Source organism: Psychrobacillus soli, assembly GCF_006861775.1.
Taxonomy (GTDB): Bacteria; Bacillota; Bacilli; order Bacillales_A; family Planococcaceae; genus Psychrobacillus; species Psychrobacillus soli.
In genome coordinates this window covers 24,959-51,720 of sequence record NZ_VDGG01000008.1, presented here as the reverse complement: position 1 = coordinate 51,720, position 26,762 = coordinate 24,959, and the positions used below count along the sequence as shown (strand labels likewise).

At 38.2% G+C, this 26,762-nt stretch carries 27 protein-coding genes; 25 read left to right on the top strand and 2 right to left on the bottom strand.

What is annotated here, in order from left to right:
• Positions 1-78 precede the first annotated feature (78 nt).
• Complete coding sequence (locus FG383_RS05180; RefSeq protein WP_142605793.1) at positions 79-693, top strand: hypothetical protein; 615 nt, start codon at positions 79-81, stop codon at positions 691-693.
• 395 nt (positions 694-1,088) lie between these two features.
• Here FG383_RS05180 and FG383_RS05175 read toward each other — a convergent pair whose 3' ends face one another.
• Entirely contained in the window at positions 1,089-2,774 is a 1,686-nt protein-coding gene (locus FG383_RS05175) for an Rqc2 family fibronectin-binding protein (RefSeq protein WP_142605792.1), read from the bottom strand.
• Between the two features lie 213 nt (positions 2,775-2,987).
• Between FG383_RS05175 and gmk the strand changes: the two genes are divergently transcribed.
• The 13 genes from gmk (at position 2,988) to spoVM (ending at position 15,431) form a co-directional block, all read left to right on the top strand.
• Positions 2,988-3,608: a guanylate kinase gene (gene gmk / locus FG383_RS05170; RefSeq protein ID WP_142605791.1), complete on the top strand. Its 621-nt coding sequence runs from the start codon at positions 2,988-2,990 to the stop codon at positions 3,606-3,608.
• Positions 3,609-3,833, top strand: coding sequence for a DNA-directed RNA polymerase subunit omega (gene rpoZ, locus FG383_RS05165; protein WP_142605790.1), 225 nt, complete (start codon positions 3,609-3,611; stop codon positions 3,831-3,833).
• 72 nt (positions 3,834-3,905) lie between these two features.
• Complete coding sequence (gene coaBC / locus FG383_RS05160) at positions 3,906-5,114, top strand: bifunctional phosphopantothenoylcysteine decarboxylase/phosphopantothenate--cysteine ligase CoaBC (RefSeq protein ID WP_142605789.1); 1,209 nt, start codon at positions 3,906-3,908, stop codon at positions 5,112-5,114.
• Positions 5,111-7,522 carry a primosomal protein N' gene (gene priA / locus FG383_RS05155; RefSeq protein WP_142605788.1) on the top strand — a complete coding sequence of 804 codons (2,412 nt, stop codon included), beginning with the start codon at positions 5,111-5,113 and terminating at the stop codon, positions 7,520-7,522. Before coaBC ends, priA begins: the two co-directional genes overlap by 4 nt.
• Positions 7,523-7,545: 23 nt before the next feature.
• Complete coding sequence (gene def, locus FG383_RS05150) at positions 7,546-8,034, top strand: peptide deformylase (RefSeq protein WP_142605787.1); 489 nt, start codon at positions 7,546-7,548, stop codon at positions 8,032-8,034.
• Positions 8,031-8,972 (top strand): methionyl-tRNA formyltransferase, encoded by a 942-nt coding sequence (gene fmt / locus FG383_RS05145; protein ID WP_142605786.1) that lies wholly within the window; start codon positions 8,031-8,033, stop codon positions 8,970-8,972. The genes def and fmt overlap by 4 nt, the downstream gene beginning before the upstream one ends.
• Positions 8,969-10,318 carry a 16S rRNA (cytosine(967)-C(5))-methyltransferase RsmB gene (gene rsmB, locus FG383_RS05140; protein WP_142605785.1) on the top strand — a complete coding sequence of 450 codons (1,350 nt, stop codon included), beginning with the start codon at positions 8,969-8,971 and terminating at the stop codon, positions 10,316-10,318. Before fmt ends, rsmB begins: the two co-directional genes overlap by 4 nt.
• Positions 10,319-10,374: 56 nt before the next feature.
• On the top strand, positions 10,375-11,112 hold the full coding sequence (locus tag FG383_RS05135; protein ID WP_142605784.1) for a Stp1/IreP family PP2C-type Ser/Thr phosphatase: 738 nt from the start codon (positions 10,375-10,377) through the stop codon (positions 11,110-11,112).
• Positions 11,113-11,114: 2 nt separating this feature from the next.
• Entirely contained in the window at positions 11,115-13,106 is a 1,992-nt protein-coding gene (gene pknB / locus FG383_RS05130; protein ID WP_142605783.1) for a Stk1 family PASTA domain-containing Ser/Thr kinase, read from the top strand.
• A gap of 12 nt (positions 13,107-13,118) precedes the next feature.
• The gene (gene rsgA / locus FG383_RS05125) at positions 13,119-14,000 is read left to right on the top strand and encodes a ribosome small subunit-dependent GTPase A (RefSeq protein WP_142605782.1); all 882 of its coding nucleotides are present in this window, start codon (positions 13,119-13,121) and stop codon (positions 13,998-14,000) included.
• Positions 14,001-14,002: 2 nt separating this feature from the next.
• Entirely contained in the window at positions 14,003-14,671 is a 669-nt protein-coding gene (gene rpe, locus FG383_RS05120; RefSeq protein ID WP_142605781.1) for a ribulose-phosphate 3-epimerase, read from the top strand.
• Positions 14,668-15,324 carry a thiamine diphosphokinase gene (locus FG383_RS05115; protein WP_142605780.1) on the top strand — a complete coding sequence of 219 codons (657 nt, stop codon included), beginning with the start codon at positions 14,668-14,670 and terminating at the stop codon, positions 15,322-15,324. Before rpe ends, FG383_RS05115 begins: the two co-directional genes overlap by 4 nt.
• A 14-nt stretch (positions 15,325-15,338) precedes the next feature.
• Positions 15,339-15,431 (top strand): stage V sporulation protein SpoVM, encoded by a 93-nt coding sequence (spoVM, locus tag FG383_RS05110; protein ID WP_142537722.1) that lies wholly within the window; start codon positions 15,339-15,341, stop codon positions 15,429-15,431.
• Between the two features lie 99 nt (positions 15,432-15,530).
• On the opposite strand, the gene rpmB is transcribed toward spoVM, so the two are convergent.
• Positions 15,531-15,719, bottom strand: coding sequence for a 50S ribosomal protein L28 (gene rpmB, locus FG383_RS05105; RefSeq protein WP_142605779.1), 189 nt, complete (start codon positions 15,717-15,719; stop codon positions 15,531-15,533).
• Positions 15,720-16,425: 706 nt separating this feature from the next.
• On the opposite strand from rpmB, the gene FG383_RS05100 reads away from it, so the two are divergent.
• From FG383_RS05100 to rnc, 11 genes are all read left to right on the top strand, one after another.
• Complete coding sequence (locus FG383_RS05100; protein ID WP_142605778.1) at positions 16,426-16,788, top strand: Asp23/Gls24 family envelope stress response protein; 363 nt, start codon at positions 16,426-16,428, stop codon at positions 16,786-16,788.
• Positions 16,789-16,805: 17 nt separating this feature from the next.
• Positions 16,806-18,461: a DAK2 domain-containing protein gene (locus FG383_RS05095; RefSeq protein WP_142605777.1), complete on the top strand. Its 1,656-nt coding sequence runs from the start codon at positions 16,806-16,808 to the stop codon at positions 18,459-18,461.
• A gap of 134 nt (positions 18,462-18,595) precedes the next feature.
• Positions 18,596-19,258 (top strand): L-serine ammonia-lyase, iron-sulfur-dependent subunit beta, encoded by a 663-nt coding sequence (sdaAB, locus tag FG383_RS05090; protein WP_142605776.1) that lies wholly within the window; start codon positions 18,596-18,598, stop codon positions 19,256-19,258.
• A 12-nt stretch (positions 19,259-19,270) separates the two neighbouring features.
• Positions 19,271-20,170 carry an L-serine ammonia-lyase, iron-sulfur-dependent, subunit alpha gene (gene sdaAA / locus FG383_RS05085; protein WP_142605775.1) on the top strand — a complete coding sequence of 300 codons (900 nt, stop codon included), beginning with the start codon at positions 19,271-19,273 and terminating at the stop codon, positions 20,168-20,170.
• A complete protein-coding gene (gene recG, locus FG383_RS05080) occupies positions 20,160-22,208 on the top strand; it encodes an ATP-dependent DNA helicase RecG (RefSeq protein WP_142605774.1) in 2,049 nt (682 codons plus the stop codon). Before sdaAA ends, recG begins: the two co-directional genes overlap by 11 nt.
• Positions 22,209-22,303: 95 nt before the next feature.
• Positions 22,304-22,870 carry a transcription factor FapR gene (gene fapR, locus FG383_RS05075; protein WP_142605773.1) on the top strand — a complete coding sequence of 189 codons (567 nt, stop codon included), beginning with the start codon at positions 22,304-22,306 and terminating at the stop codon, positions 22,868-22,870.
• Positions 22,871-22,886: 16 nt separating this feature from the next.
• Positions 22,887-23,882: a phosphate acyltransferase PlsX gene (gene plsX, locus FG383_RS05070; RefSeq protein ID WP_142605772.1), complete on the top strand. Its 996-nt coding sequence runs from the start codon at positions 22,887-22,889 to the stop codon at positions 23,880-23,882.
• A complete protein-coding gene (gene fabD / locus FG383_RS05065; RefSeq protein ID WP_142605771.1) occupies positions 23,875-24,825 on the top strand; it encodes an ACP S-malonyltransferase in 951 nt (316 codons plus the stop codon). Before plsX ends, fabD begins: the two co-directional genes overlap by 8 nt.
• Entirely contained in the window at positions 24,818-25,564 is a 747-nt protein-coding gene (gene fabG, locus FG383_RS05060; protein ID WP_142605770.1) for a 3-oxoacyl-[acyl-carrier-protein] reductase, read from the top strand. Before fabD ends, fabG begins: the two co-directional genes overlap by 8 nt.
• A 57-nt stretch (positions 25,565-25,621) precedes the next feature.
• Positions 25,622-25,858 (top strand): acyl carrier protein, encoded by a 237-nt coding sequence (acpP, locus tag FG383_RS05055; protein WP_142605769.1) that lies wholly within the window; start codon positions 25,622-25,624, stop codon positions 25,856-25,858.
• A 144-nt stretch (positions 25,859-26,002) separates the two neighbouring features.
• Complete coding sequence (rnc, locus tag FG383_RS05050) at positions 26,003-26,761, top strand: ribonuclease III (RefSeq protein ID WP_142605768.1); 759 nt, start codon at positions 26,003-26,005, stop codon at positions 26,759-26,761.
• Position 26,762: the final 1 nt, after the last annotated feature.

The window sequence follows — 26,762 nt, the reverse complement described above, 5'->3', positions numbered from 1 at the left end:
AAAATGTTAACTAAGTTATAACGTTCATCTGTCTGTAAACTCGTAAAAAAATATTACCATCAGGAAAGGGAGTCATAAATGATTGATAATATTATAGAGAATTATAAAAAATATCGAAAAAAAACACTAAAAAAGGGATATCAGATAGTTGGAATTCCATTAACGTTAAGTTTTTTTGGTCTATTGCTCATTACCATATTAAATTTCTTTTTGATTTTGGAATACAACAATTGGTTGATTCTAATAGAAATATTTTTAGTGATTATCCTGTGGAGAATTAATAAAAAAGTAGACAATTTACTTAGAATAAGTTGGTCAAATAATGAAGGAAAGCTAAAAGATTATATCGCCTGTTACTTAAAAGATGAGGGTTTTATTCGTTCTCAGCAATTTAAGGATTTCTCAGTTATTTTAAGAGAAAAAAGTAAACAAAAACATAAAAAATATGACTTAAACCCCTATATAGCAATGGTTGTAGCAATTATTATTTTTACATTAAGTCTCCTAACGAACGATAGTTTAAGACCTTTAATTGTTACAGTAGCAATTTGCTGTATTTTTATAGTTATTAGTATCAATCCTATGGTAAATACATTTACAAATATATTTTTAAATAGAGATAGCGAGATAATTTATGAACTAGCAAACATTGTAGATGAACTCTATTTTGAAGCTTCAATAAAGGAATTGTAAAAGAATCTTTATAGGGGTTTTGATTAGATGGCATTTGAAACCGGAGGAACCACCGGTAAATTATGCAATTGAAATGAGAGATGCTGGGTAGTTACGATTTTTAAGAATATTAAAAGAAAAATATCTTTGAGAATAATGGTACATTATTAATAAAAGCTAGCAGCATATGCTAGCAAGTACGTTGTACTGGAGCTGTAGAGTAGTCATGTACGGTGAAAATTGATAACTGATATTAGAAAATATGTAATATTAAAAAGCAAAGTAGCAGCCGAACTTGCATCTTCGGCTGCTTTCTTTATGAATAAAAAAGAATCTATTTTTTTATCCTCTCAGTAAAGGTATATTAGATTAGCAATCCTAAGCAAACTGGGAACCATATCGTCTCGAAGAAACTTCTATTTTTTCATCAACCGAATCTTCTCCTCATCCGGCGTTACAAACAGCGTAGTCTGCTCAAAATAAATAACAAACCCTGGCTTAGCCCCACTAGGCTTCTTCACCTGCTTAATCACCGTATAATCCACGGGCACAGAAGCAGATTCCCGAGCTTTACTAAAATAAGCGGCAAGATTCGCTGCTTCTAGCAGTGCTACTTCAGATGGATCATCAGAATGTATAACTACATGGGATCCAGGGATATCCTTAGTATGAAGCCATGTGTCTGACTTTTTGGCTAGCTTGAATGTGACGAAATCATTTTGTTTATTGTTTTTACCAACTGAAATTTCTGTTCCATCGGATGCGATGAATTTTTCTGGTGTTGGTTTCAACGGTTTTTTCTTCTTTTTTGATGCTCTTGCTTTTAATAAGCCTTGCTCCATTAGTTCTTCTCGAATTTCTTCGATGTCGGTTGGAGATGCTTGCATGACTTGTTGGAGTAGTAATTCGAAATAGGCAATATCATCTTTTGTTATTTCAAACTGTTGTTCAATTTTTAGTAATGCTGTTTTTGCTTTTGTGTAGCGATTGTAATAGCTTTGTGCATTTTGGGTTGGTGTTTTTCGGTTATCTAGCGGGATGATGACTGTTTTTTCATCCTCATCGTAGTAATTCACTAGCTCAACTTCTTTTAGCCCTTTTTCCATTGCGTATGCATTTGCCATTAATAGCTCTCCGTACAATTGGAATGTATCTAGTTTTTCGGCTTGTTCGAAGTCTTTTTGGAGTTTTTTCATTTTTAGCTTCAATTTATTTAATTCGTTTTGAAGCCATCTTTCTAAATCTCCTGCTTGTTGTTTTACACGGTCGCGCTCTGCTTTGGCGAAATATACTCTGTCAAGTAAATTTCCTAGCGTTTCTTCGCTAAATTTGTCGCCATCTAAATGAGTTAGTTCATTCGGTGAATAATACGTTTTTCCACCAAATTCGACAAGTTGTTTCGCGATACCACCTTGTTCAAATTCCTGCATATACGACTTGTAAATTTCGACACGATTCGCTCCACTTTGGAAGCGATGCAGTATTTCTTTCGCATGTAATGGAGAGAAGCCGGAAACTTGCTCGACGATTTCTTTCGATTCATTTACTGATTGAATCACATTTAACAGTTCCTCCGAATATGCTAAGGGATGGAGCTTATTTTGAGCAGGTGGTGCAATATAAGGTTGCCCAGGTAAGATCGTCCGGTAGCTATTCATGGAAGGAGACAAATGCTTAATACTTTCCAAAATTAGATTTCGACTTGGGTCAACTAATAGTAAGTTACTATGACGACCCATTATTTCCATATGGATTTCTCGCGTAATGTCATCGCCAATTTCGTTTTTACTATGAATTTGGAAGATAATAATTCGATCTGTTTCATGTTGTCGAACAGATGAGATGATTCCACCTTCTAAATGTTTACGTAATACCATGCAAAATAGTGGAGGTGTTGCAGGATTGTCAATTGTTTCATTCGTAATTTGCACGCGAGAATAGGAAGGGTGAACGGAAAATAATAATTTATAGTTTTGCCCCTGTGCCCGAATTTGCATTAAAATTTCTTGCGCGTTTGGTTGATGTATTTTAGAAATACGTCCTGAAACTAATTGTTGCAGTTCTGTTGTCATTGCTATTGTAAATAAACCATCAAAAGCCATATTAGTATCCTCTTTCAAAACAATTTTGGGCCCGCACGACTTGGGTCACGCAGTCCTTACGACACGATGTCGCGAATTTAGACTGTGCTCCTTTCAAATAGGCACCAATGCTTTTCTTTTTATCTTATCATTTTAAAGGAAACTTGTGTTATAATCAGTAAAGTATATAATGAAACAACGAAACGGAGTAAGCATATATTTGAAGGAGACGTTATGCGAAGAGAAAAAGGTATATTAATCGTTTTATCAGGTCCATCTGGAGTTGGTAAAGGGACAGTGAGAAAAGAATTATTTTCCGAGCCTGGCACAAATTACGAGTATTCCATTTCTATGACTACAAGACTTCCTAGAGAAGGCGAAGTAGACGGGGTGGATTATTTCTTTAAACAGAAAGAAGAATTTGAACAGTTAATCGGACAAGGGAAGTTATTAGAATATGCCTCGTATGTCGGCAATTATTATGGTACTCCTATTGATTATGTAAATGAAACGCTCGATTCTGGGCGAGATGTATTTTTAGAAATCGAAGTACAAGGAGCAGCCCTTGTACGAGAAAAAGCACCAGATGCACTTTTTATATTCCTTGCACCTCCAAGTCTGTCCGAGTTAGAGCAAAGACTAATAGGTAGAGGGACGGAAACAGAAGATGTGATCAATTCAAGAATCCAAGCTGCAAGACAAGAACTAGAAATGATGCATCTGTATGATTATGTAGTGGAAAATGACGAAGTTGCAAAAGCATGTGCGAAAATAAATGCCATCGTTGCTGCAGAGCATTGTCGACGTGAACGTGTTGAAAAAAGATATTTAGCAATGTTGGAAGGGGAATTTTAAATGTTATATCCATCAGTAGACCAATTAAAAAATAAAATCGATTCAAAATACTCGTTAGTAAGTGTGGCTTCTAAAAGAGCGCGACAGTTACAAGAAGAAGGCGGCGAACGTTTAACTTCATACGTATCTGCAAAACAAGTTGGGAGAGCGTTAGAAGAAGTTGCAGCTGGCGAACTAGCGATTGAGTCATCTAACGAAAACATAGTTTACGAAGACGAAGTGTAATAGGAAGAAGGAACACCTCCCAAAGAATGAACGGTTCTTTGGGAGGTTGTTATTTAGAGGGGAGAAATTAAGATGTTAACTTCTAAAAAAATTATTGTTTGTGTAACTGGTGGGATTGCCGTTTATAAAGCGGTTGCACTTGTAAGTAAACTTACGCAAGCGGGTGCGAATGTCAAAGTCATCATGACGAAATCCGCGATGGAATTTGTACAACCACTGACTTTTCAAGCGATGTCTCGAAATGATGTGTATTTCGATACATTCGATGAAAAAGATTCGAGCGTGATCGCTCATATTAATTTAGCGGATTGGGCAGATTTAGTCATTGTGGCTCCTGCAACAGCGAACGTTATTGGCAAACTGGCGAACGGAATTGCGGACGATATGGTGACAACAACCTTACTTGCAACAACAGCAAAAGTTTGGATTGCGCCAGCGATGAATGTACATATGTATGAAAATGCAGCGGTAATACGTAATATAGATCAACTTTCAAAAGACGGATATTCATTCGTAGAGCCTTCTGAAGGTTTTTTAGCATGTGGTTATGTTGGAAAAGGTCGCCTGGAAGAACCGGAAAAAATTGTCCAACTTGTAGAAGACTATTTTTCACCGAAGGATTTACTGCTTAAAGGAAAGAAGGTTGTTGTAACAGCTGGTCCTACGAGAGAAAGAATTGACCCTGTTCGCTTTTTGACGAACTTTTCCAGTGGGAAAATGGGCTATGCAATGGCGGAAGCAGCGGCTAGTTTAGGTGCAGAGACGATTCTTATTTCGGGACCTGTTTGTATTAATCCGCCATCTAATGTCACGCTTATTTCGGTAGAAAGTGCGAAAGAAATGTATGAAGCCGTCATAGAGCAGTTTGAAACAGCTTCTATCGTTATTAAAACCGCGGCAGTTGCGGATTATAAACCGAAAGAAATACATGACCAAAAGATGAAAAAGCAACCGGGTGAAGCGACGATTGTCCTGGAGCGAACAACGGATATTTTAGCAGCGATTGGTCAAAGAAAAACGACGCAATTATTAATAGGGTTTGCGGCAGAAACGAATGACGTTACTCATTATGCAAAAGGGAAACTAGCAAAGAAAAATGCGGATTATATTATTGCAAATGACGTAACAGAAGAGGGTTCAGGATTCGGTACGGATACGAATTCCGTAACGCTAGTTGGGAAAAATGATGTAGAAATTCATTTTGATCATTTACCGAAAAAAGAACTTGCTTTGCAATTACTACAAACGATTATGAAATTAGAAACAGCTGAGTCAAAATGATCGTAGAAGTAATTGTCGATGTTGCTGCCTATCCAATTGATCGTCCCTTTGACTATATAGTCCCGCAAAGATTGGAGACCCTCGTTGAACGAGGAAGTCGCGTGCATGTGCCTTTCGGGCCTCGTAAAGTGCAAGGCTTTATAACGAATATTAAAGAAGAAACAGATTTAGATAAGTCGAAGCTAAAAGAAGTGCACTCCCTTATGGACGTGGAACCTGTTGTAACAGAAGAGCTTTTGCAATTATCCAAATGGCTGACCAATAAAACACTATGTTATGAAATAGATGCCTTGCAAGTAATGCTTCCAGCGGCTTTGCGTGCTTCGTATAAGAAAAACATCAAGTTAATCGACTCGTCTGCACTGGAGGAAGATTTTTTAGCTTTGTTCGGTAAAAAAGATATCGTTTCCTATGAAGTTATTGAAAAAGCTGGTTTATTGCGTGCAATGAAAAAGTACTTAACAGATGGGGCTGTTCAACTAGAAACGGTTATCAAACAGCATGCTAAAGCAAAAACAATTGTGAAATATAAAGTAACAGCAGATAGAGAATTTCTTGTCGAACAGTTAAACAGTTTAACAAAACAAGCAGTGAAGCAAAAAGAGTTAATCGAATGGCTATTACAGCAAGAACAAACTACTTTTACGATGCAACAATTGATCGAACGAGCAAATGCAAGCAATAGTACAGTAAAAGCATTAATCGAAAAAGGTATTTTAGAAAAAGAAAAGGAAGAAGTTTATCGGGAGATTTCTTCTTTGGAATATCATGACAAAGATCAAAGATTCCAGCTTACAGAAGAACAAACGAATGCACTAACGGACATTAATCATGCACAAGAACATGCAGAAAATACGACATTTCTTCTACATGGAATTACTGGTAGTGGAAAAACAGAAATTTATTTAAATGCGATCGAAAATTCTATTTTAAAGGGAAAGCAAGCGATTATGCTAGTTCCAGAAATCTCGTTAACACCCCAAATGACTCGTCGTTTTAAGCTTCGTTTTGGTGATCAAGTGGCTGTCATGCATAGTGGTTTATCCACCGGTGAAAAATACGATGAATGGCGGAAAATATGGCGTGGGGAAGTAAAAGTCGTTGTTGGAGCTAGATCAGCTATATTTGCTCCATTTAAAGATTTAGGAATTATCATCTTAGATGAAGAACATGAATCAACTTATAAACAAGAGGACAATCCTAGATACCATGCAAGAGATGTAGCGATTTGGCGCAGTGAGTTTCATCAATGCCCGGTTATTTTAGGAAGTGCCACACCTTCTCTTGAATCTTACGCACGCGCATCTAAAGGAGTTTATTCTTTATTGACATTGAATATGCGTGCAAAAGAACAAGCGTTACCAACCGTAAATGTTGTAGATATGCGTGCAGAGTTGAAAAACGGAAATCGTTCCATGTTTAGTGTAGATCTTGCAGACGCTGTAAGAGAAAAACTAGATAAAAAAGAACAAATTGTCCTGTTTTTAAATAAACGAGGGTTTTCATCTTTCGTCTTATGTCGAGACTGTGGAACAGTAGTGGAGTGTAAACAATGTGATATTTCTCTAACGTATCACCGTGCAGGAGAACAACTAAAATGTCATTATTGTGGATATGAAGAACCAGTGCCGACAACATGTCCTGAATGTAGTAGTGAGCATATACGTTTTTTTGGTACCGGCACACAAAAAGTCGAAGAAGAAATTGCGAAGTTATTTCCGTATGCAAGAGTACTGCGAATGGATGTAGACACAACTAGAACGAAAGGTGCACATGAACGTATTTTAAAGCAGTTCGGAGACGGTGGGGCGGATATATTACTCGGTACGCAAATGATTGCCAAAGGGTTAGATTTTCCAAATATTACGCTAGTAGGCGTATTAAATGCGGATACAACGCTCCATTTAGCAGATTTTCGAGCAGCCGAAAAAACGTTTCAATTGATGACCCAAGTAAGCGGCAGAGCTGGTAGACATGATAAAGAAGGACAAGTATATATTCAAACATATACACCCGAGCATTATGCGATTGAATTATCCAAATCGCAACTTTATGAACCTTTTTATCATACAGAAATGCTCACTCGAAAACAGTATGGATATCCACCTTTCTATTTTCTAACATTAGTGCAAGTAACACATGAAGATGTCATGCTCGCTTCTGAATATGCAAAGCTTGCGACAGATTGGTTAAGGGCGAATTTATCGTCCACGACTATGGTCGTTGGTCCTACCGCAAGCGCTATTAGTAAAATACAAAATAGATATCGCTACCAATGTTTGATAAAATACAAAAAAGAACCATTATTAATCGAAAAACTACAGCAATTAATAAAAATATACCGTACGGAGTGGATAAAAAAAGGCGTTATTTTAACGATTGATTTAGACCCGTCTACGATTTTATGAGCTGTTTGAAATGAGGAAAAGACATGGCAATTAGACCAATTATTACACACCCCAATGAACTTCTAACGACGAAATGTCGTACAGTAGAAGTTTTTGACGAAAAGTTAGCGACACTACTAGATGATATGTATGACACAATGATTGCTTCTGATGGAATTGGCATCGCAGCACCACAAATTGGAGAAACGATTCAAGTGGCAATTGTTGACCTAGGAGAAGGTCAAGAAGTGATCGAAATGATTAATCCGGAAGTGGTTGAAATCGGAGGTTCTGAAATAGAAGTGGAAGGTTGTTTAAGCTTTCCAGATATTTATGGGGAAGTAGAACGCCCGTTTTATGTAAAAGTAGAAGCACAAGATCGTGATGGCGCTTTATATGAACTAGAAGCAGAGGATTATGAAGCAAGAGCTATTTTGCATGAAATCGATCACTTACATGGGGTTTTATTTACATCTAAAGTGATTCGTTATGTAGATTTAGAGGAATTGGAGAATGAGGAGGAAGAAGCATGACTAATATCGTTTTCATGGGGACACCTGCTTTTTCAGCGCCGATACTACGCATGCTTGTCGAAGAAGGCTATAACGTACTAGCGGTCGTGACGCAACCAGATCGCCCAGTAGGCAGAAAAAAAGTATTAACTGCTCCTCCTGTTAAGGAAGAAGCTGTGAAACTGGGACTACCAGTCATCCAACCGATAAAGCTAAAAGGTTCACCAGAACTAGATGAAATTATTGCACTAGCTCCTGATTTAATCGTGACGGCTGCATTTGGGCAACTGTTACCGAAAGAGTTACTCGATGCGCCAGCACTCGGTTGCATTAATGTGCACGCATCTCTATTACCAGCCTACCGCGGGGGAGCTCCGATTCATCAAGCAATTATCGACGGGCAAGACAAAACGGGCGTAACGATCATGTATATGGAAGAAAAGCTAGATGCTGGGGATATTATTTCTCAAAGTGAAATCCCGATTGCCCATTCCGATGATACAGGATTACTTTTTGATAAATTAAGTAAAGTTGGTTTGGATTTATTAAAAGAAACATTACCTTCGATTATTTCCAAAACAAATAACCGGGTAAAGCAAGATGAGTCTCAAGTAACTTTTGCCAGAAATATTTCACGTGAGCAAGAGCGAATCGATTGGAACAAATCGGCGTTAAATATACACAACCAAATTCGTGGTTTACATCCATGGCCCGTCGCATATACAACGCTTGCAGGGCAAACGGTGAAAGTGTGGCAAGCAGATACAATACAAGTAAAGTCAAAAGAATTACCAGGAACTGTTGTGAAAATTGAATCGGATTATTTTGTAGTTCAAACAGGTTTGGAAGAAGCAATTCGAATAAATGAATTACAGCCAGCTGGAAAAAAGAAAATGTCCGCAGAAGATTATTTGCGTGGCGTTGGTTCGAAATTGCGAATAGGGGATACATTTGAATGACAAAAAAACAAGAAAAAATTTGGACAGGTAATGTTCGAGATGCAGCACTCAATATACTAATGGCCGTAGAAAAGCAACAAGCGTATAGCAACTTATTATTACATCAAACGATTGAGAAATATGAAATCGACGATAAAGACCGCGCATTATTAACCGAATTAACATATGGGACACTACAATATAAAATGACATTAGACTATTATTTGGAACCATTCATTAAAGGGAAATTAGATGATTGGGTTAAACAATTACTTCGTCTTTCTTTATATCAAATTCATTATTTATCTCGAATTCCGGATCATGCTGCGGTAAATGAAGCGGTGAATATTGCCAAAAGAAGAGGCCATAAAGGAATTTCAGGGGCAGTAAATGGTATTCTTCGTTCTATTTTAAGAGAAGGTGTTCGTTCAACCGAAGAAATAAAAGACGAATTGGAACGTCTTTCGATTGAAACGAGTCATCCACTTTGGATGGTGAAACGATTCGAGTCGGAGTACGGTTTTGAAACAACTGCGAAAATGCTCAAGGAAAACAATGAGCAACCTGTGACGACGCTTCGTGTGAATTTATTTAAACGAACGGTGGATCAAGTGTTGCATTTGTTGACGCAAGAAGGGTATGTTGTAGCACGTAGTGAAGTTATTCCGGAATGTATTTATTTATTCAACGGTCAGGCAGCCAAAACGACGGCTTTCCAAAATGGGTTCGTCACGATTCAAGATGAAAGCTCGATGATACCAGCATATGCACTTCAAGCAGAGCCGGGTATGACGGTGCTAGATATGTGTTCCGCTCCAGGTGGAAAAACAACGCATATTGCAGAGAAAATGCGTAACACTGGAAAACTGATCGCGATGGATATTCATGAGCATAAGTTAAAACTTGTAAAAGAAAATGCAACTAGACTTGGTTTCGATTTTATCGAAACGGTGCAAATGGATGGTCGTAAATCATCTGAAGCATATGCTGCAGAATCATTTGATCGTATATTAGTGGATGCACCATGTAGTGGTCTTGGGGTAATGAAGCGTAAGCCGGATATTAAATATACGAAACATGAAAAGGATTTCGCATCTCTAAAGCCAATACAAATGAATCTACTAGACGAGGCGTATAAGCTATTAAAGCGAGATGGACTTTTAGTGTATAGCACTTGTACAGTAGACCGGGAAGAAAACGAAGGGACTACCAAGTTGTTTTTAGAGGCTCATCCAGATATGGAACTTCAATCGTTTCCGGACGTTATTAAAAATATAAAAGAACAAGAACAGGAAGGAATGCTCCAACTTTTCCCACAAGATCTAAGAAGTGATGGATTCTTTGTTGCAATTTTCAAGAAGAGGTAAGCTTCTAAAAGGAAAAATTGTATTTTCTTTTCATTTTAAACGAGGTGAAGGAAGAAATGAAGTTCGTTGTCGAAACTGATGTAGGGTTGAAAAGGACAGTAAATGAGGACCGGGTAGATGTGTTCGTCCGCGATGATCATCGATTGCTTGCGGTTGTTGCAGATGGTATGGGTGGGCATAATGCTGGAGATGTGGCGAGTGAACTTGCTATATCTGAGTTCAAAAAATATTTTACCACGTATAATCCTGCTGTTATTAAAGCAAAAGATTGGCTCACTTACACATTTCAATCGATCAACCAATCCATTGCTAGACATTCGTCTATAAATGCTGGTTGTGAAGGAATGGGGACGACATTAATTGCTGGACTATTTGACAAGCATAAAGGAATCATCGCTCATGTCGGCGATAGTCGGGTTTATCACATTACGAAAGAAAAAGTGGTTCAAATAACAAGGGACCATTCTTATGTAAATGTATTAATCGATTCAGGCGAAATTAGTGAAGAACAGGCGAAAACGCATCCAAAGAAAAATGTATTGATGAAAGCGATTGGTACAGAACAAACGATCCAACCTGATTTTTACGATGTAGAATTTATTCCAAACTCTTACTTTTTGTTTTGTACGGATGGATTAAGCAATAAATTAAGCGAAACCTTTATACAATCCCTCCTGTATTCGGATAAAACGCTCGAAGAAAAAGCGAAGAATTTAGTGGAGGAAGCTATTCAATCTGGTGGGGAAGATAATATTTCCTTAGTCTTGCTATCGAACAATGAAGAGGAGGTGTGAGGATGTTAATAGGCAAACGAATTAGCGGCAGATACAAGTTGCTTGAAATGATTGGTGGCGGCGGTATGTCCAATGTTTACTTGGCGCATGATATGATTTTAGACCGTGATGTTGCGATCAAAATTTTACGCTATGATTTTTCCAATGAAGAAGAATTGCGCCGCCGCTTTCAACGGGAAGCATTATCTGCAACAAGCCTTACACACCCAAATATAGTAAATATATATGATGTAGGAGAAGATGGTGATATTCACTATATTGTCATGGAGTATGTGAAAGGGGAAACATTAAAACAATACATACAACGGAATGCTCCCGTTTCACCTAGAAAATCAGTAACGATTATGAAACAGCTTACTTCCGCGATTGCAAATGCACATAATAATCATATTATTCATCGGGATGTTAAACCTCAAAATATTTTGCTGGATGAAGAAGAGAATATTAAAATAACGGACTTTGGAATAGCAATGGCCCTTAGTGCAACTTCCTATACACAAACGAATTCTGTCTTAGGAACAGTCCATTATTTATCACCAGAACAAGCGCGTGGTGGTACAGCTACGAACCAATCCGACATTTACGCCCTAGGGATTGTTTTGTTCGAACTACTAACTGGTAAGCTCCCATTTTCTGGTGAATCTGCTGTATCAATTGCATTAAAACATTTGCAAACTGAAACGCCTTCTATTCGTGCGATTAACCCATCTATTCCGCAAAGTCTAGAAAATGTTGTATTAAAAGCAACTGCAAAAGATCAAAAAAATCGATATCGTAGTGCAGAAGAAATGGAAGCAGATTTAGCAACGGCTTTATCACCAGAAAGAGCGGAAGAGGCGAAGTTTGTTGTTGCGGTGGATGATGATGCAACGAAAGTTCTGCCCGTTATTAAAGAACCCGTTTCTTTTGAAGAAGTTTCCGATACGAAAAAAATGGCTGTTCCAACCTCGGAAGTAGTAGAAGAGGTAAAGCCGAAAAGTAAAAAGAAAAAAAGAAAGATTATCGGTGCGATCATAGCAAGTATCGTAGTGCTCGCACTGCTAGTTATTATTGTTTTTCCTGGAATGTTTAGACCGAAAAAAATGGAAGTGCCAGATGTATCCAACCTAGAGCTTCGACTTGCAATTGAGGAATTAGAAGCGAATGGCTTTACTATTGGTGAGCAAACATTAGAGATTAACGAAGAAGTAGAAGAAGAACATGTCATTCGAACATCACCGGAAGCTGGAAAAATGAGAGATAAAAATACGGAGATCCACCTCTTTGTCTCATCTGGTAAAGAAACTTCTGCAATTGGAGATTATGTAGGACAAGATATTGAGCAGGTGAGAACACTACTTCAAAATCAAAATTTGCTGGATATTGATGAAGAAGAGAGATTCGATTCGAAACCCGCTGGGACAATTTTAGAACAATCACCAGTTGGTGGTACAGAAATTATTCCAGTTGAAACAGTATTAGAATTTGTCGTAAGTAAAGGTCCCGACTTAAGAACGGTAAATGATTTAACGAATTACAATGAAAAAGCATTAAAGGATACAGAAAAGTCTTCTGGATTTAATATAAGAATAGTGGGTAAAGAAAACCATGATACGATTCAAAAGGGCAATGTGATTAGGCAAGATCCAAAACCGAATGCTAAAGTAGCACCTGGTAGTACAATTGAAGTCGTGATCTCAGATGGACCAAAAGAAAAGCCAACTAAATTCTTTACCAAAACAATTACGATTCCATATACACAACCGAATCCAAGGGAAGAAGAATCTGAGGATGGACAGCAAGAAGAAGAAATAGAAGCGCAACCTCAAGTTGTACGTATTTATATACAAGATAAAACGAGGTCACTTGCAGAGCCGGTAGAGGAGTTTCTATTAACGGAAACAACAGAAAGACAACTAAAATTAGAAATTAGTGAAGGACAAAAAGCAGTCTATATTATTAGGGTGAATTCGAATGTAATCGTAGATGAAACAATCAATTATGACGACATATAAAGGAGGTTTCGGATGCCACAAGGTCAAATTAGAAAAGCATTAAGTGGATTTTATTATGTATATGATGATGGAAAGATCATTCAATGCCGTGCTAGAGGAGTTTTCAGGAATAGAGGAGAATCTCCTTTAGTAGGTGATTTCGTAGATTACACGGTGGAGGGAGCTAATGATGGGACGATTACCGTCATTCATGAGCGAAAAAACAACTTAGTTCGCCCTCCAATCGCCAATATTGACCAAGCAATTTTAGTATTTTCGATTAAAGAGCCAGATTTCAATACGATTTTATTGGATCGCTTTTTAGTAGTGCTTGAATCATTCTATATCGAACCAATCATTTGTTTAACGAAAAGTGATTTAATGGACGAACAAATGGAAAAAACGATGGATGCGTATATAAAAGATTACGAACAAATTGGTTATCCTATTTTGGTCACATTCAAAGATGATCCGGCGATAGATGAAAAAATAGCCCCACTATTAAAAGAAAAAACGACCGTACTAGCAGGCCAATCTGGTGTCGGGAAATCTACGTTATTAAATACCATTTTACCTTCCTTAGATTTAAAAACAGGCGTTATTTCCAATGCCTTAGGTCGAGGGAAACATACTACAAGGCATGTAGAGCTTATTGAAGTTTGCGGTGGATTACTTGCTGACACACCAGGTTTTAGCTCATTTGAGTTTGATTTAATGGAGAAAGAAGAACTATCCAAATGTTTTCCAGAGTTTGTTGAAAAACAAGATGCATGCAAGTTTAGAGAATGTATGCATGTGAAAGAACCAAAATGTGCTGTAAAGGATGCGGTAGAAACGGGCGATATTAAAGAATACCGTTATAAGCATTATTTACAGTTTTTAGATGAAATAGTAGAAAGAAAGCCGAGGTACTAATTATGGTGAAAATAGCCCCATCCATTTTAGCTGCAAATTTTGCGAAACTTGGAGAAGAAGTATTAGAAGTTGAAAAAGCAGGAGCAGATCTTATTCATATCGATGTGATGGATGGTCATTTTGTTCCAAATATTACAATGGGACCAATCGTTGTGGAAGCATTACGTCCACTTACAACTTTGCCACTTGATGTGCATTTAATGATTGAAAATGCAGATCAATATATCGAAGCATTTGCAAAAGCAGGTGCAGACTATATTACGGTACATGTGGAAGCTTGTCCTCATCTACATCGAACGATTCAATTGATCCGTTCTTTTGGTGTAAAGCCAGGTGTAGTTTTAAATCCGCATACACCAGTTGAGTCTATAGGGCATGTGTTAGAAGATATTGATATGGTCCTCTTTATGACGGTAAATCCGGGATTTGGCGGACAAAAGTTTATTCATTCAGTCGTTCCAAAAGTGAAGCAACTAGCGGATATTATTCGAGAAAGAAATCTTTCTATTGAGATTGAAATCGATGGCGGTATTAATGAAGAAACGATTAAACCTTGTGTAGAAGCTGGAGCTACTGTTCTAGTAGCAGGATCTGCTATTTACAATGCACCGGATAAGGGAAAAGCTTTGCAATCGATTAAAGAAGCAGGTTTAAGTGTACTCGCGAAATGAAACGAGTAATTGTTTGTTCTGGGGGTCCAGTAGAGGAAGTTGTTGATTTTGAACAGCTTCCTCTTTTGAAAGAAGAGACTGCGTTTATTGGCGCTGATAGAGGTGCTCTTCATTTATTGTCAAAAGGAATCGTGCCTACGGAAGTAATCGGTGATTTTGACTCGCTTACAAAGGATGAATTTCAGTTAGTAAAACAACAAGTAAGCAAAATGACCGTGCTGCAAGTAGAAAAAGACGAGACGGACACACATATAGCAATCGAAAAAGCGTTAACTTATCAACCAGATGAAATTATTTTGACTGCAGTAACTGGTGGAAGGTTAGACCATTATGAAGCGGTGTTACATGATTTATGCCGTTTTCAAATGGACTATCCGAAAATTCTTTTCTCCATTCAAAATAATCAAAATATCATCCAATTTTTGTTACCTGGAACTCATGAAATCGAGCAAGACGTCCATTATAAATACATTTCCTTTTTTTCTTTTGGTGAAAAAGTAGAGAAAATTTCTTTAAAAGGTTTTTTATATAATGTTACAGAAGAAACGATTGCGGTGGGCAATGCAAAGTTCACGAGTAATGAACTAAAAGACCGAACAAGTACTATCTCTTTTATAGCTGGCATATGTTTAATGATAAGAAGCAGTGACTAAAAGGGAGGAATTGTGTGAAGGTCTACACATTTAGATTGCCTAAATCCGTCAGTAGTTTGATGAAAGTTTGTATTCGTCTGTTTAAAAAAGAAGAAGTGAAGAAATGAAGTGCTTTAATGACTCCATATGTATTGGGGTCATTTTTTTATAAAAAATAAAAAATACCAAACCGACAATTGTCAGCTTGGCATTATTTACGAGAGCGATTAAACGCGCTCAATTTTTCCTGATTTTAAAGCTCTAGCAGAAACCCATACACGTTTAGGTTTACCGTCTACAAGAATACGGACCTTTTGAAGGTTTGCTCCCCACGTACGTTTGGTAGCGTTCATAGCGTGAGAACGAGCATTACCAGAACGAGCTTTACGCCCAGTGATTGCACATACTTTTGGCATTATATTTCCTCCTCTTAAAAGAAGCTGAAAGATTTTTCAGTTCGATATTTCACATACTTTAATAATTTACCACAGACTTTTATTATGCGCAAGCCTTATCAAGAAAAAAACCTTTACAGACAAAAAGTGTACACTATTGAAAAAGTGAGTATTTACGAGGTTCTATTAAGTGACCGCTTTGATTTTCGTTGCAGTCGGACGCTTTCCGCCGGGTGAGCGATGAACTATTCCCGCCGCTTGCGCGTACGTTGTGAAATCTCATTTGCCCACTTAGGAACAAAGGCTAAGAGCGCCACATCGTGTGGCAATGCCTTCGTAACCAACATCCTGTTGGCCTCGGATGGAGTCGCCGCGTGCAGCGAAAATCATAGGAAATTGCTTATTTATTCAGTATCGACTCCCAAAAAACAAAATCTTCTTCAGTATTTCGACTGTGTGAATCCAATAAATGGATTAGAGCAACCATTCGGTCATGGAAAGCANACCATTTCTATTTCGAAAGCAATCAAATCAACATGAGAGCAACCAAATTCCTGGTGAAAGCAACCAACGCTTAAAATAGTAAGTTTACTTGGATTGAGACGACAATGACTACGACTCATTATCCCTAAAAAGGGAATCTCTAGACGAAATGAAACGTTTCTTTTATAATTTCTAAGGGTGTAGTAGAATAAAGGGTAGTCAAAAAGACTTGGGAGGTTTCAACATGTCAATTGAATTGAAAAATGAATTCGGACAAATTGATATATCACAAGATGCAGTTGCTCAAATAGCTGGCGGTGCTGCAATAGAATGCTATGGAATTGTTGGTATGGCATCAAAGCACCAAATTAGAGACGGACTAACAGATATATTAAGAAAAGAAAACTTCACAAAAGGTGTAGTAGTTAGACAAGAGAAAGAGCATTTACATATTGATATGTATATTATTGTAAGTTACGGGACGAAAATTTCGGAAATAGCTTATCAAATACAATCGAAAGTGAAATACACACTGAACAAATCTCTTGGAATGTCCGTGGAATCCGTAAATGTTTATGTACAAGGAGTTCGCGTGGCAAACGTGTGAATAAGGGAGAGAACATAATGAAATTAATCAATGGAATACAATTTGCAGATATGGTCAAGATGGGAGCACATCATCTTTTTCAAAATGCAGATTATGTAGACGCACTAAACGTATTTCCAGTCCCAGATGGTGACACGGGAACAAATATGAATCTTTCCATGACTTCGGGTGCGAAAGAAACTGCGGCACATACAGGAGAACATATTGGGAAAACAGCACAAGCTCTATCTAAAGGACTACTTATGGGGGCACGTGGAAATTCAGGCGTTATTTTATCCCAATTATTTAGAGGTTTTGGAAAATCAGTTGAGCAATATGAAACTTTAACTGCCAACCAATTTGCACAAGCATTGAACTATGGTGTGGAAACTGCGTATAAAGCGGTAATGAAACCTGTCGAGGGCACCATTCTTACTGTGGCAAAAGATGCAGCGAAAAAAGCGGTTGAAGTGAGTGAAACAGAGGAAGACATTCCAACGTTAATGGCAGCAATTGTGGAAGAGGCGAAACTATCATTAAACCGAACGCCGGATTTATTGCCAGTGTTAAAAGAAGTAGGGGTAGTAGATAGTGGTGGGCAAGGGCTTGTTTTCGTCTATGAAGGCTTTTTAGCTAGCTTAAAAGGGGAAGCGCTTCCTGAAAAAACAGTAAGTAATTCGATGGACGATTTGGTAAGTGCAGAACATCACAAAAGTGTACAAGGATTTATGGATACGGCAGACATCGAATTTGGTTTCTGTACGGAGTTCATGGTTCGTTTAGAAGAAGGAAAAAAAGCGTTTGATGAAACACAATTCCGCAATGATTTAAGTGCTTACGGCGATTCTTTATTAGTCATTTCGGATGAGGAAGTAGCGAAAATCCATATTCACTCCGAAACACCGGGTGAAGTATTAACTTATGGTCAACAATATGGTGATTTGATCAAAATTAAAATCGAGAATATGCGCGAACAGCATTCGGAAATCGTTGGTGATAATTTCACTAAAGAAGTACCTTCGAAAAAAGCAGAAGTACATCCATATGCAGTAGTTACAGTTGCAATGGGAAGCGGCGTATCAGAACTACTGAAAAGTTTAGGTGCATCTGCTGTCATTGAAGGTGGTCAAACGATGAACCCATCTACAGAAGATATTGTAAAAGCGATTGAAGCTGTTGGTGCAGAACGCGTATTAATATTACCGAATAACAAAAATATTATTATGGCTGCTGAGCAAGCTGTTGAAGTGTTAGGAATCGAAGCTGCGGTTGTTCCGACAAAAACAATCCCACAAGGAATGGCAGCGATTTTAGCATTTAATGCACAAGCAACTGTCGAAGAAAATCAAAAAAATATGACGAACGCATTTGCACATGTTAAAACAGGACAAGTTACTTTTGCTGTTCGCGATACATCTATTGACGGTGTGGAAATTAAAAAAGATGATTTCATGGCAATTGCAGAAGGAAAAATTATTTTATCCAATCCTTCTAAAGAAGAATCTGCGACAAGCTTAGCAAAAGCATTGATTGATGAAGATGCAGAAATCGTTACCGTTATTTATGGGGAAGATGTGTCAGAAGAAGAAGCGAATGATCTTGCTGCGTTCATTGAAGCACAATTTGAAGATGTAGAAGTGGAAGTTTACAACGGTAAACAACCTCTTTATCCGTATATTTTATCTGTCGAATAATACAATGCCACGGGAAAAAACAGTTCCCGTGGTTTTTTAAGTCTTGTAATACTTTCCATGATAATATTTTTGTTTAATATAGCTATTAAGTGTAAAATAGAAAGAAAATATATAGTTAACTGGAGGTCTATGCATTGAAATTCAAATCTGTTTTTGACATAATTGGACCTGTTATGATTGGACCGTCTTCTTCCCATACGGCAGGAGCAGCACGAATTGGTCGAGTAGCAAGAGATTTATTTGGAAAACAACCTACATGGGCGAAAATACATTTATATGGTTCTTTTGCAGAAACGTATAAAGGACATGGTACGGATGTAGCAATAATTGGCGGATTGCTTGATTATGATACATTTGATGAACGCATTAAAACAGCATTTGAAGATGCGAAAAAAGCAGGACTTTCCTTTGAATTTATTCCTGAGACAGCTAATACAGAACATCCAAATACCGCGCGTATTGTTATTGGTGATGATAAGCAAGAAATGTCAATGGTCGGCATTTCGATCGGCGGCGGGAAGACGGAAATTACAGAGTTAAACGGATTTCCACTTCGACTTTCCGGTAATTTAGCAGCCATTTTAGTAGTGCACGAAGACCGATCTGGATGTATTGCAAATGTGGCTAATTGCTTGGCGAAGTACGATATTAATATAGGTCATATGGAAGTTTCTCGAAAAGAAAAAGGAAATATGGCGTTAATGGTTATAGAAGTGGATCAAACAGTAGAAGAGGATATACTTGAGGAAATTGGAAAACTACCGAATATTACGCAAGTAACGAGAATAGCAGATTAAGGGGGATTTCATATGGAAGTGTTATTTCATAATGTTCGAGAGTTAGTAGATAGAGCAAATAAAGAACAAAAATTAATTTCAGAAATCATGATTGAGCAAGAAATATTGATAACGGGTCGTTCCCGCGCGGAAATTATGGCGCAAATGGATCGTAATTTAACTGTGATGGAAGAAGCGGTTGAAAAAGGTCTAAATGGAGTACGCTCCACTTCTGGGTTAACTGGAGGAGATGCAGTACTGCTGCAAGCTTATATGAAAAAAGGAAACACATTGTCTGGTGAGTTAATGCTAGATGCTGTCAGTAAAGCAGTAGCTACAAACGAAGTAAATGCGGCAATGGGGACCATTTGTGCTACGCCAACAGCCGGTTCTGCGGGTGTCGTACCTGGTACGTTGTTTGCAGTGAAAAATAAATTAAATCCAACGCGAGAACAAATGATTCGTTACTTGTTTAATGCGGGTGCATTTGGATTTGTAGTTGCGAATAATGCTTCTATTTCTGGAGCTGCTGGTGGATGTCAAGCAGAAGTTGGCTCGGCAGCTGGTATGGCTGCAGCGGCAATTGTAGAAATGGCTGGTGGATCACCGGAACAAAGCTCCACTGCATTTGCGATTACGCTGAAAAATATGCTTGGTTTAGTTTGTGACCCTGTAGCGGGGTTAGTAGAAGTTCCTTGTGTGAAGCGAAATGCTATGGGTGCTTCGAATTCATTGGTAGCTGCTGATATGGCACTTGCTGGTGTTACTAGTCGAATTCCTTGTGATGAAGTCATCGATGCGATGTATAAAATTGGGCAAACAATGCCGACAGCTTTAAAAGAAACAGCTCAAGGTGGGCTTGCTGCAACTCCTACTGGAAAATGGTTAGAAGCGAAAATATTCGGCGGAGCAGTTGTGAGTAGTGGAAACTAAAAAAGAGGAGCTTGTAACTTCCTTAAAAGGAGTGGGAAGTGGGACGGCTACTGCCCTATCGGATTTAGGAATTGACACACTAGAAGATTTAGTGATGACATTTCCTTACCGACATGAAGATTTTCGTTTGAAAAATATCGCAGAAACCCCACATAATGAGCGCGTAACAGTTGAAGGAAGGGTTGAAAGCGAGCCTTCTCTTCTTTTTTTAGGGCCAAAAAAATCACGAATGCAAGTTCGTTTACTTGCAGGTCAGCATCTAATAAAAGCAGTATTCTTCAACCAAGCCTATTTAAAAAATAAAATTATTCCTGGATCAATCGTTACAGTGACTGGCAAATGGGACAGAGGTAGACAGGTTATTAATGTGACTACTTTTTCAGCTGGTCCCAAAACGGATCAACAAGACTTTGAACCGGTTTATTCTTTAAAAGGTTCTATTAGCCAGAAAGTTTTCCGTAAATTTATGCGTCAAGCGTTAGATGAAGTGAATGGGCATTTACTCGATCCTTTACCCGAATCGATTCGGGAAAATTATCGACTGCCACATATATCGGAAGCTTTAGAAGGGATTCATTTCCCGCAAAATGTAGATCATTCGAAAAATGCTCGCAGGCGTTTTGTATACGAGGAGCTGCTTATTTTTCAATTGAAAATGCAAGCAATCAAAAAGGTCCGGAAAGAACAAAACGTTGGAAATAGTATCGCATTTGATAATGAAAAACTAAAAAAATTGATAGAAACATTACCATATGAACTAACAAATGCGCAAAAAAGAGTGGTCAATGAAATTTGCCGTGATTTGAAAGAGCCGCATCGAATGAATCGTTTACTACAAGGTGATGTAGGTTCAGGAAAAACGATTGTTGCGGCTATTTGTTTGTATGCAGTTATTACTTCGGGATATCAAGGGGCATTAATGGCGCCTACCGAAATTTTAGCGGAGCAACATGCTAGTTCCTTAGATGAATGGCTTTCTCCACTTGGAGTAAGGATAGCTCTACTCACTGGTTCTACAAAAGCAAAAGCACGTCGGTCGGTATTGGAAAACTTGGAAGCTGGGAACATTGACTTATTAATCGGAACACATGCATTAATACAGCCAGACGTGTCCTTTAAAAAACTTGGACTAGTTATTACCGATGAACAACATCGGTTCGGCGTCGAACAACGACGAGTTTTAAAAGAAAAAGGTGGAAATCCAGATGTGCTATTTATGACTGCAACGCCGATACCGCGGACACTAGCGATTACCGCTTTTGGAGAGATGGACGTTTCGATTATTGACGAAATGCCTGCTGGGCGTAAGAAAATAGATACATATTGGATGAAGCAAGAACAGCTGCACAAGTTGATTGTTCGTCTAAAAAAAGAATTAGCAAATGGAAGACAAGCCTATATTATTTGCCCGCTTATTGAGGAGTCGGAAAAACTAGATGTTCAAAATGCGGTGGATGTGTACAATATGATGGCTTTCGAACTCGGTAATGACTATTCGGTTGGTTTAATGCATGGTCGTCTGCACCCAGATGAGAAAGAAGAAGTGATGAGAAACTTTTCCGACGGGGAAGTGAAAGTACTTGTTTCTACAACGGTTGTGGAAGTTGGAGTGAATGTACCAAATGCGACATTTATGATTATTTTCGATGCGGAGCGTTTTGGACTAGCGCAACTTCATCAGTTAAGAGGACGAGTAGGACGAGGAGAGCATCAGTCCTATTGTATTTTACTTGCTGATCCAAAATCGGAAGAAGGAAAAGAGCGAATGATGTCGATGACCGAGACGAATGATGGGTTCGTTCTTGCAGAAAAAGATTTAGAGCTAAGAGGACCTGGTGACTTTTTCGGCCGAAAACAAAGTGGTTTGCCGGAATTTAAAATGGCAGATCTTGTGCATGATTATCGAGCACTAAATACAGCGAAGGTAGATGCTGAAAGGCTTTTAAGCTCAGATGAATTTTGGAAATCGGGAGAAATGGAAGGTCTTCGAACAATTCTCATTAATTCAAAAGCATTGGACGGAGAACGTATTGATTAAGAGGAATGCAAGAAGGATGCAAATCTATTCTTGCATTCTTTTTTTAATATTTATATACTGATATTAGTACCAAGTGCTAAAATGGTGGTGATTGGATGAAATACACAAAAAAAGACAGACAACAACTTCTTCTAGAAACATTAGAGAAAAATCCATTTATCACAGATGAAAAATTAGCTTCGACATTCAACGTAAGCGTTCAAACGATTCGTCTTGATCGAATGGAGTTATCTATACCGGAATTACGTGAACGTATAAAATCAGTAGCAGCACATAATTTTGTGGAAGAAGTGAAATCACTTCCGCTAAATGAGATAATTGGTGAAATTATCGATATCGATTTGGATAAACAAGCTATCTCTATATTGGATATTACCCAAGACCATGTATTTGCAAGAAATGGCATTGCAAGAGGACATCACTTATTTGCCCAAGCAAATTCCTTAGCAGTAGCTGTCATAAATGATGAATTAGCACTTACTCGAAAATCTACGATTACGTTTGTGAAACCCGTCAAAGCGGGGGATAGAATAATTGCAAAAGCAGTCGTTCTATCTAGAGATACAGAAAAAAATAGCACGTTAATTGAAGTGACGAGCAAAGTAGAAAATGATACCGTTTTTATCGGTCAATTTAGTATGTACCGCGTGACAAAGTCTTAAAAAAAGGTGATGACAGATGAAAATTTCCATTGATGCAATGGGTGGAGATAATGCCCCACACGAAATTGTTAAAGGTGTATACGAAGCTCTACAAGCGTTTGATGATATAGAAATTCAGTTGTACGGAGATGAACAAAAGCTTGCTCCTCTTGTTACAGCACATGAGCGATTACAAGTGATTCATACAGATGAGATTATTGAAGGAACGGATGAACCAGTCCGTGCTATTCGAAGAAAGAAAAATTCCTCCTTGGTGAAAATGGCGGAAGCTGTAAAAAATGGGGAATCAGACGCATGTGTTTCTGCTGGTAATACAGGTGCTTTAATGGCTGCAGGATTATTTATTGTTGGACGTATTGACCAAGTAGATCGCCCTGCACTTGCTCCGACTTTGCCTACACTTGATGGGAAAGGCTTTGTGATGCTTGATTTAGGTGCAAATTCGGATGCAAAACCAGAGCATTTAGAGCAATTTGCAGTTATGGGTAGTGTCTATGCAGAAAAAGTGCGTGGCATTGCAAATCCTCGTGTTGGACTGTTAAATATAGGAACGGAAGAAATTAAAGGAAACGAACTAACAAAAGCGGCTTTCGAGTTATTGAAGCATGCTCCGATTAATTTTATCGGAAATGTGGAGTCTAGAGATTTGCTAACAGGTGTTGCGGATGTAGTCGTAACAGACGGCTTTACAGGGAATATGGTTTTAAAAACACTTGAAGGTACGGCATCAGGCATTTTTACTTTACTGAAAGAAGCTTTTAATACTTCTACGAAAACAAAAATTTCCGCGTTATTAGTAAAAGACCAGCTTCGTGGCTTGAAAAATAAGTTAGATTACTCCGAGTATGGTGGTGCGGGATTGTTTGGTTTAAAAGCGCCGGTTATTAAAGCACATGGTTCTTCCAATGCAAATGCTATTTTTCATGCTATCCGACAAGCAAGAACGATGGTAGAGTACGATGTATGTGGAATTATTCAAAGTACGTTAAGAAAGGAATTATCCAATGACTAAAATTGCATTTATCTTTCCAGGACAAGGTTCCCAATCAGTAGGCATGGGTCAGCAATTGATCGAAAGTAACGAAGAAAGTAAAAAGTTTTATGATCAAGCTGATGAAGTATTAGGTTTTTCTTTATCGAACATTATGTTAGAAGGTCCTGCGGAGGAATTAACAAAAACATACAACGCACAACCTGCTCTACTGACGACTAGTACAATGGTGGCTCAAAAGTTGCTTGCTGCGGGCATATCCCCAGATTATACAGCTGGCCATAGTTTAGGGGAGTATTCCGCGCTTGTTGCTTCAGGGGTACTGAGCTTTGAAGATGCGGTATTATTGGTTCATAAAAGAGGTTTGTTTATGAACGAAGCAGTACCTGCTGGAGAAGGGGCAATGGCTGCTATTTTAGGGCTAGATAAAGATTCCTTAATCGAAGTAACGAAAGATGTATCTGGAAACGGTGAAACAGTGCAAGTAGCTAACTTAAACTGTCCGGGTCAAATTGTTATTTCTGGAACTGCTGCTGGGGTGGAAGAGGCTTCTGCAAAAGCGAAAGAAGCAGGTGCGAAAAGAGCAATTCCACTAGTAGTAAGCGGGCCATTCCATTCCGAATTAATGCGACCAGCAGCACATAAATTAGATGCTACCATCTCTTCGCTTGACTTAAAAGAAGCCGATATACCAGTTATTTCGAATGTCACAGCACTACCAGTAACAGAAGCAGCATCTATAAAAGAATTATTAGTGGAGCAACTTTATTCTCCTGTTCGATGGGAAGAGTCTGTACAAAAAATGATCGAACTTGGCGTCACTACATTTATCGAATGTGGTCCAGGTAAAGTGTTAAGTGGATTAGTGAAAAAAATCGATCGTTCCGTTACAACATATTGCGTATATGATGAGGAATCATTGCAACAAGTAATGGACTTGTTAGGAGAGATTAATAATGGGTAAATTAGACGGAAAATCAGCAATTGTTACAGGTGCATCCCGAGGGATTGGGAAAGATATCGCACTTTACCTTGCAAAAGAAGGTGCAAAAGTAGCAGTAAACTACAGTGGAAGTAAAGAAAAAGCAGAAGCAGTAGTAGAAGAGATTAAAGCACTTGGTGGCGAAGCATTCGCGATTCAAGCAAATGTAGATCAATCAGAAGATATTAAAGAATTGGTAAGTGCTACACTAGAACAATTCGGTTCGATTGATATTTTAGTAAATAATGCAGGTATTACACGCGATAATCTACTAATGCGTATGAAAGAACAAGAATGGGACGATGTGCTAAATACGAACTTAAAAGGCGTATTCCTATGTACGAAAGCTGTCACAAGACAAATGATGAAACAACGTGCTGGTCGTATTATTAATATTACGTCAATCGTTGGTGTATCTGGAAATCCAGGACAAGCGAATTATGTAGCGGCAAAAGCGGGAGTTATTGGATTAACGAAAACATCGGCATTAGAGCTTGCAAGTCGTAATATTACAGTGAACTCAGTAGCACCAGGGTTTATCACTACAGATATGACAGATGCGCTTCCGGAAGAAGTGAAAACGCAAATGTTGAGCCAAATCCCACTGGCTAAGTTTGGTAACACGGAAGATATTGCAAAAGCAGTTGCGTTTTTAGCTTCGGATGATGCAAACTATATAACTGGACAAACACTTCATGTAAACGGTGGAATGTTCATGTAATCTCCTCTTTCATTAAGCGAGAGAATTTTGTATAATCATTGAGGGGAGGTGACTAATGTGTCAACAGTATTAGAACGCGTAACAAAAGTAATCGTGGATCGTCTAGGTGTAGACGAAACCGAAGTGAAACTAGAAGCATCTTTCCGTGATGATCTAGGTGCTGACTCCCTAGATGTAGTTGAATTAGTAATGGAACTGGAAGATGAGTTCGATATGGAAATTTCAGATGAAGACGCTGAAAACATTTCAACTGTAGGTAGTGCAGTTAGCTATATTGAAAGTAAACAAAGCTAATGACAAATAGCGAAAAGAGACGTTCTACTTATTCCAAGTGAATAAGGGTAGGACGTCTCTATTTCTTTTTGCACAATGCTTTATAAACAGGTAAACTTAAAAGCATACATGATAAAGCAGAAAAGTGAGGAAGGCAGATTATTCATGAAAGTAAATCGCAAAAATAATCATACAAGAAAGACCATTTTTTCAGAAAATGTGAAAGAGAAATTTGAACAGTTTCAACAGCATTTTCAAATTCAATTTAATAATCCAGCACTATTGTATCAAGCCTTTACACATTCATCCTATGTGAATGAGCATCGACGGAAATTTTTTGCCGATAATGAACGCCTAGAATTTCTTGGTGACGCCGTATTAGAATTATCCGTTTCCCAATATTTGTTTCAACAATATACGATGATGAGTGAAGGGGAGTTAACAAAGCTCCGTGCAGCAATCGTTTGTGAGCCTTCACTTGTGTTATTTGCCAATGAGTTAAACTTTGGTCAATATGTATTGTTAGGAAAAGGAGAAGAACTAACAGGCGGACGAGAAAGACCAGCGTTACTTGCAGACGTTTTTGAGGCGTTTGTAGGAGCATTATATTTGGATCAAGGGTTAGACGAAGTTGTCTCCTTTTTAGAAAAAATTGTTTTTCCGAAAATAGAGCTCGGTGCTTTTTCGCATGTGATGGATTATAAAAGTCAGTTACAAGAAGTTATTCAACAACATAATAATGGAACACTTAGCTATGAAATTGTAGAGGAAAAAGGACCTGCGCATAATCGAACATTTGTTTCTCGTGTCCTACTCAACGCAAAAGAATTAGGAATTGGAAAAGGTCGATCAAAAAAAGAAGCAGAGCAACAAGCAGCAAGACTTGCAATACTTGCAATAAAGGATCAAGAACAGGGGGAATAAT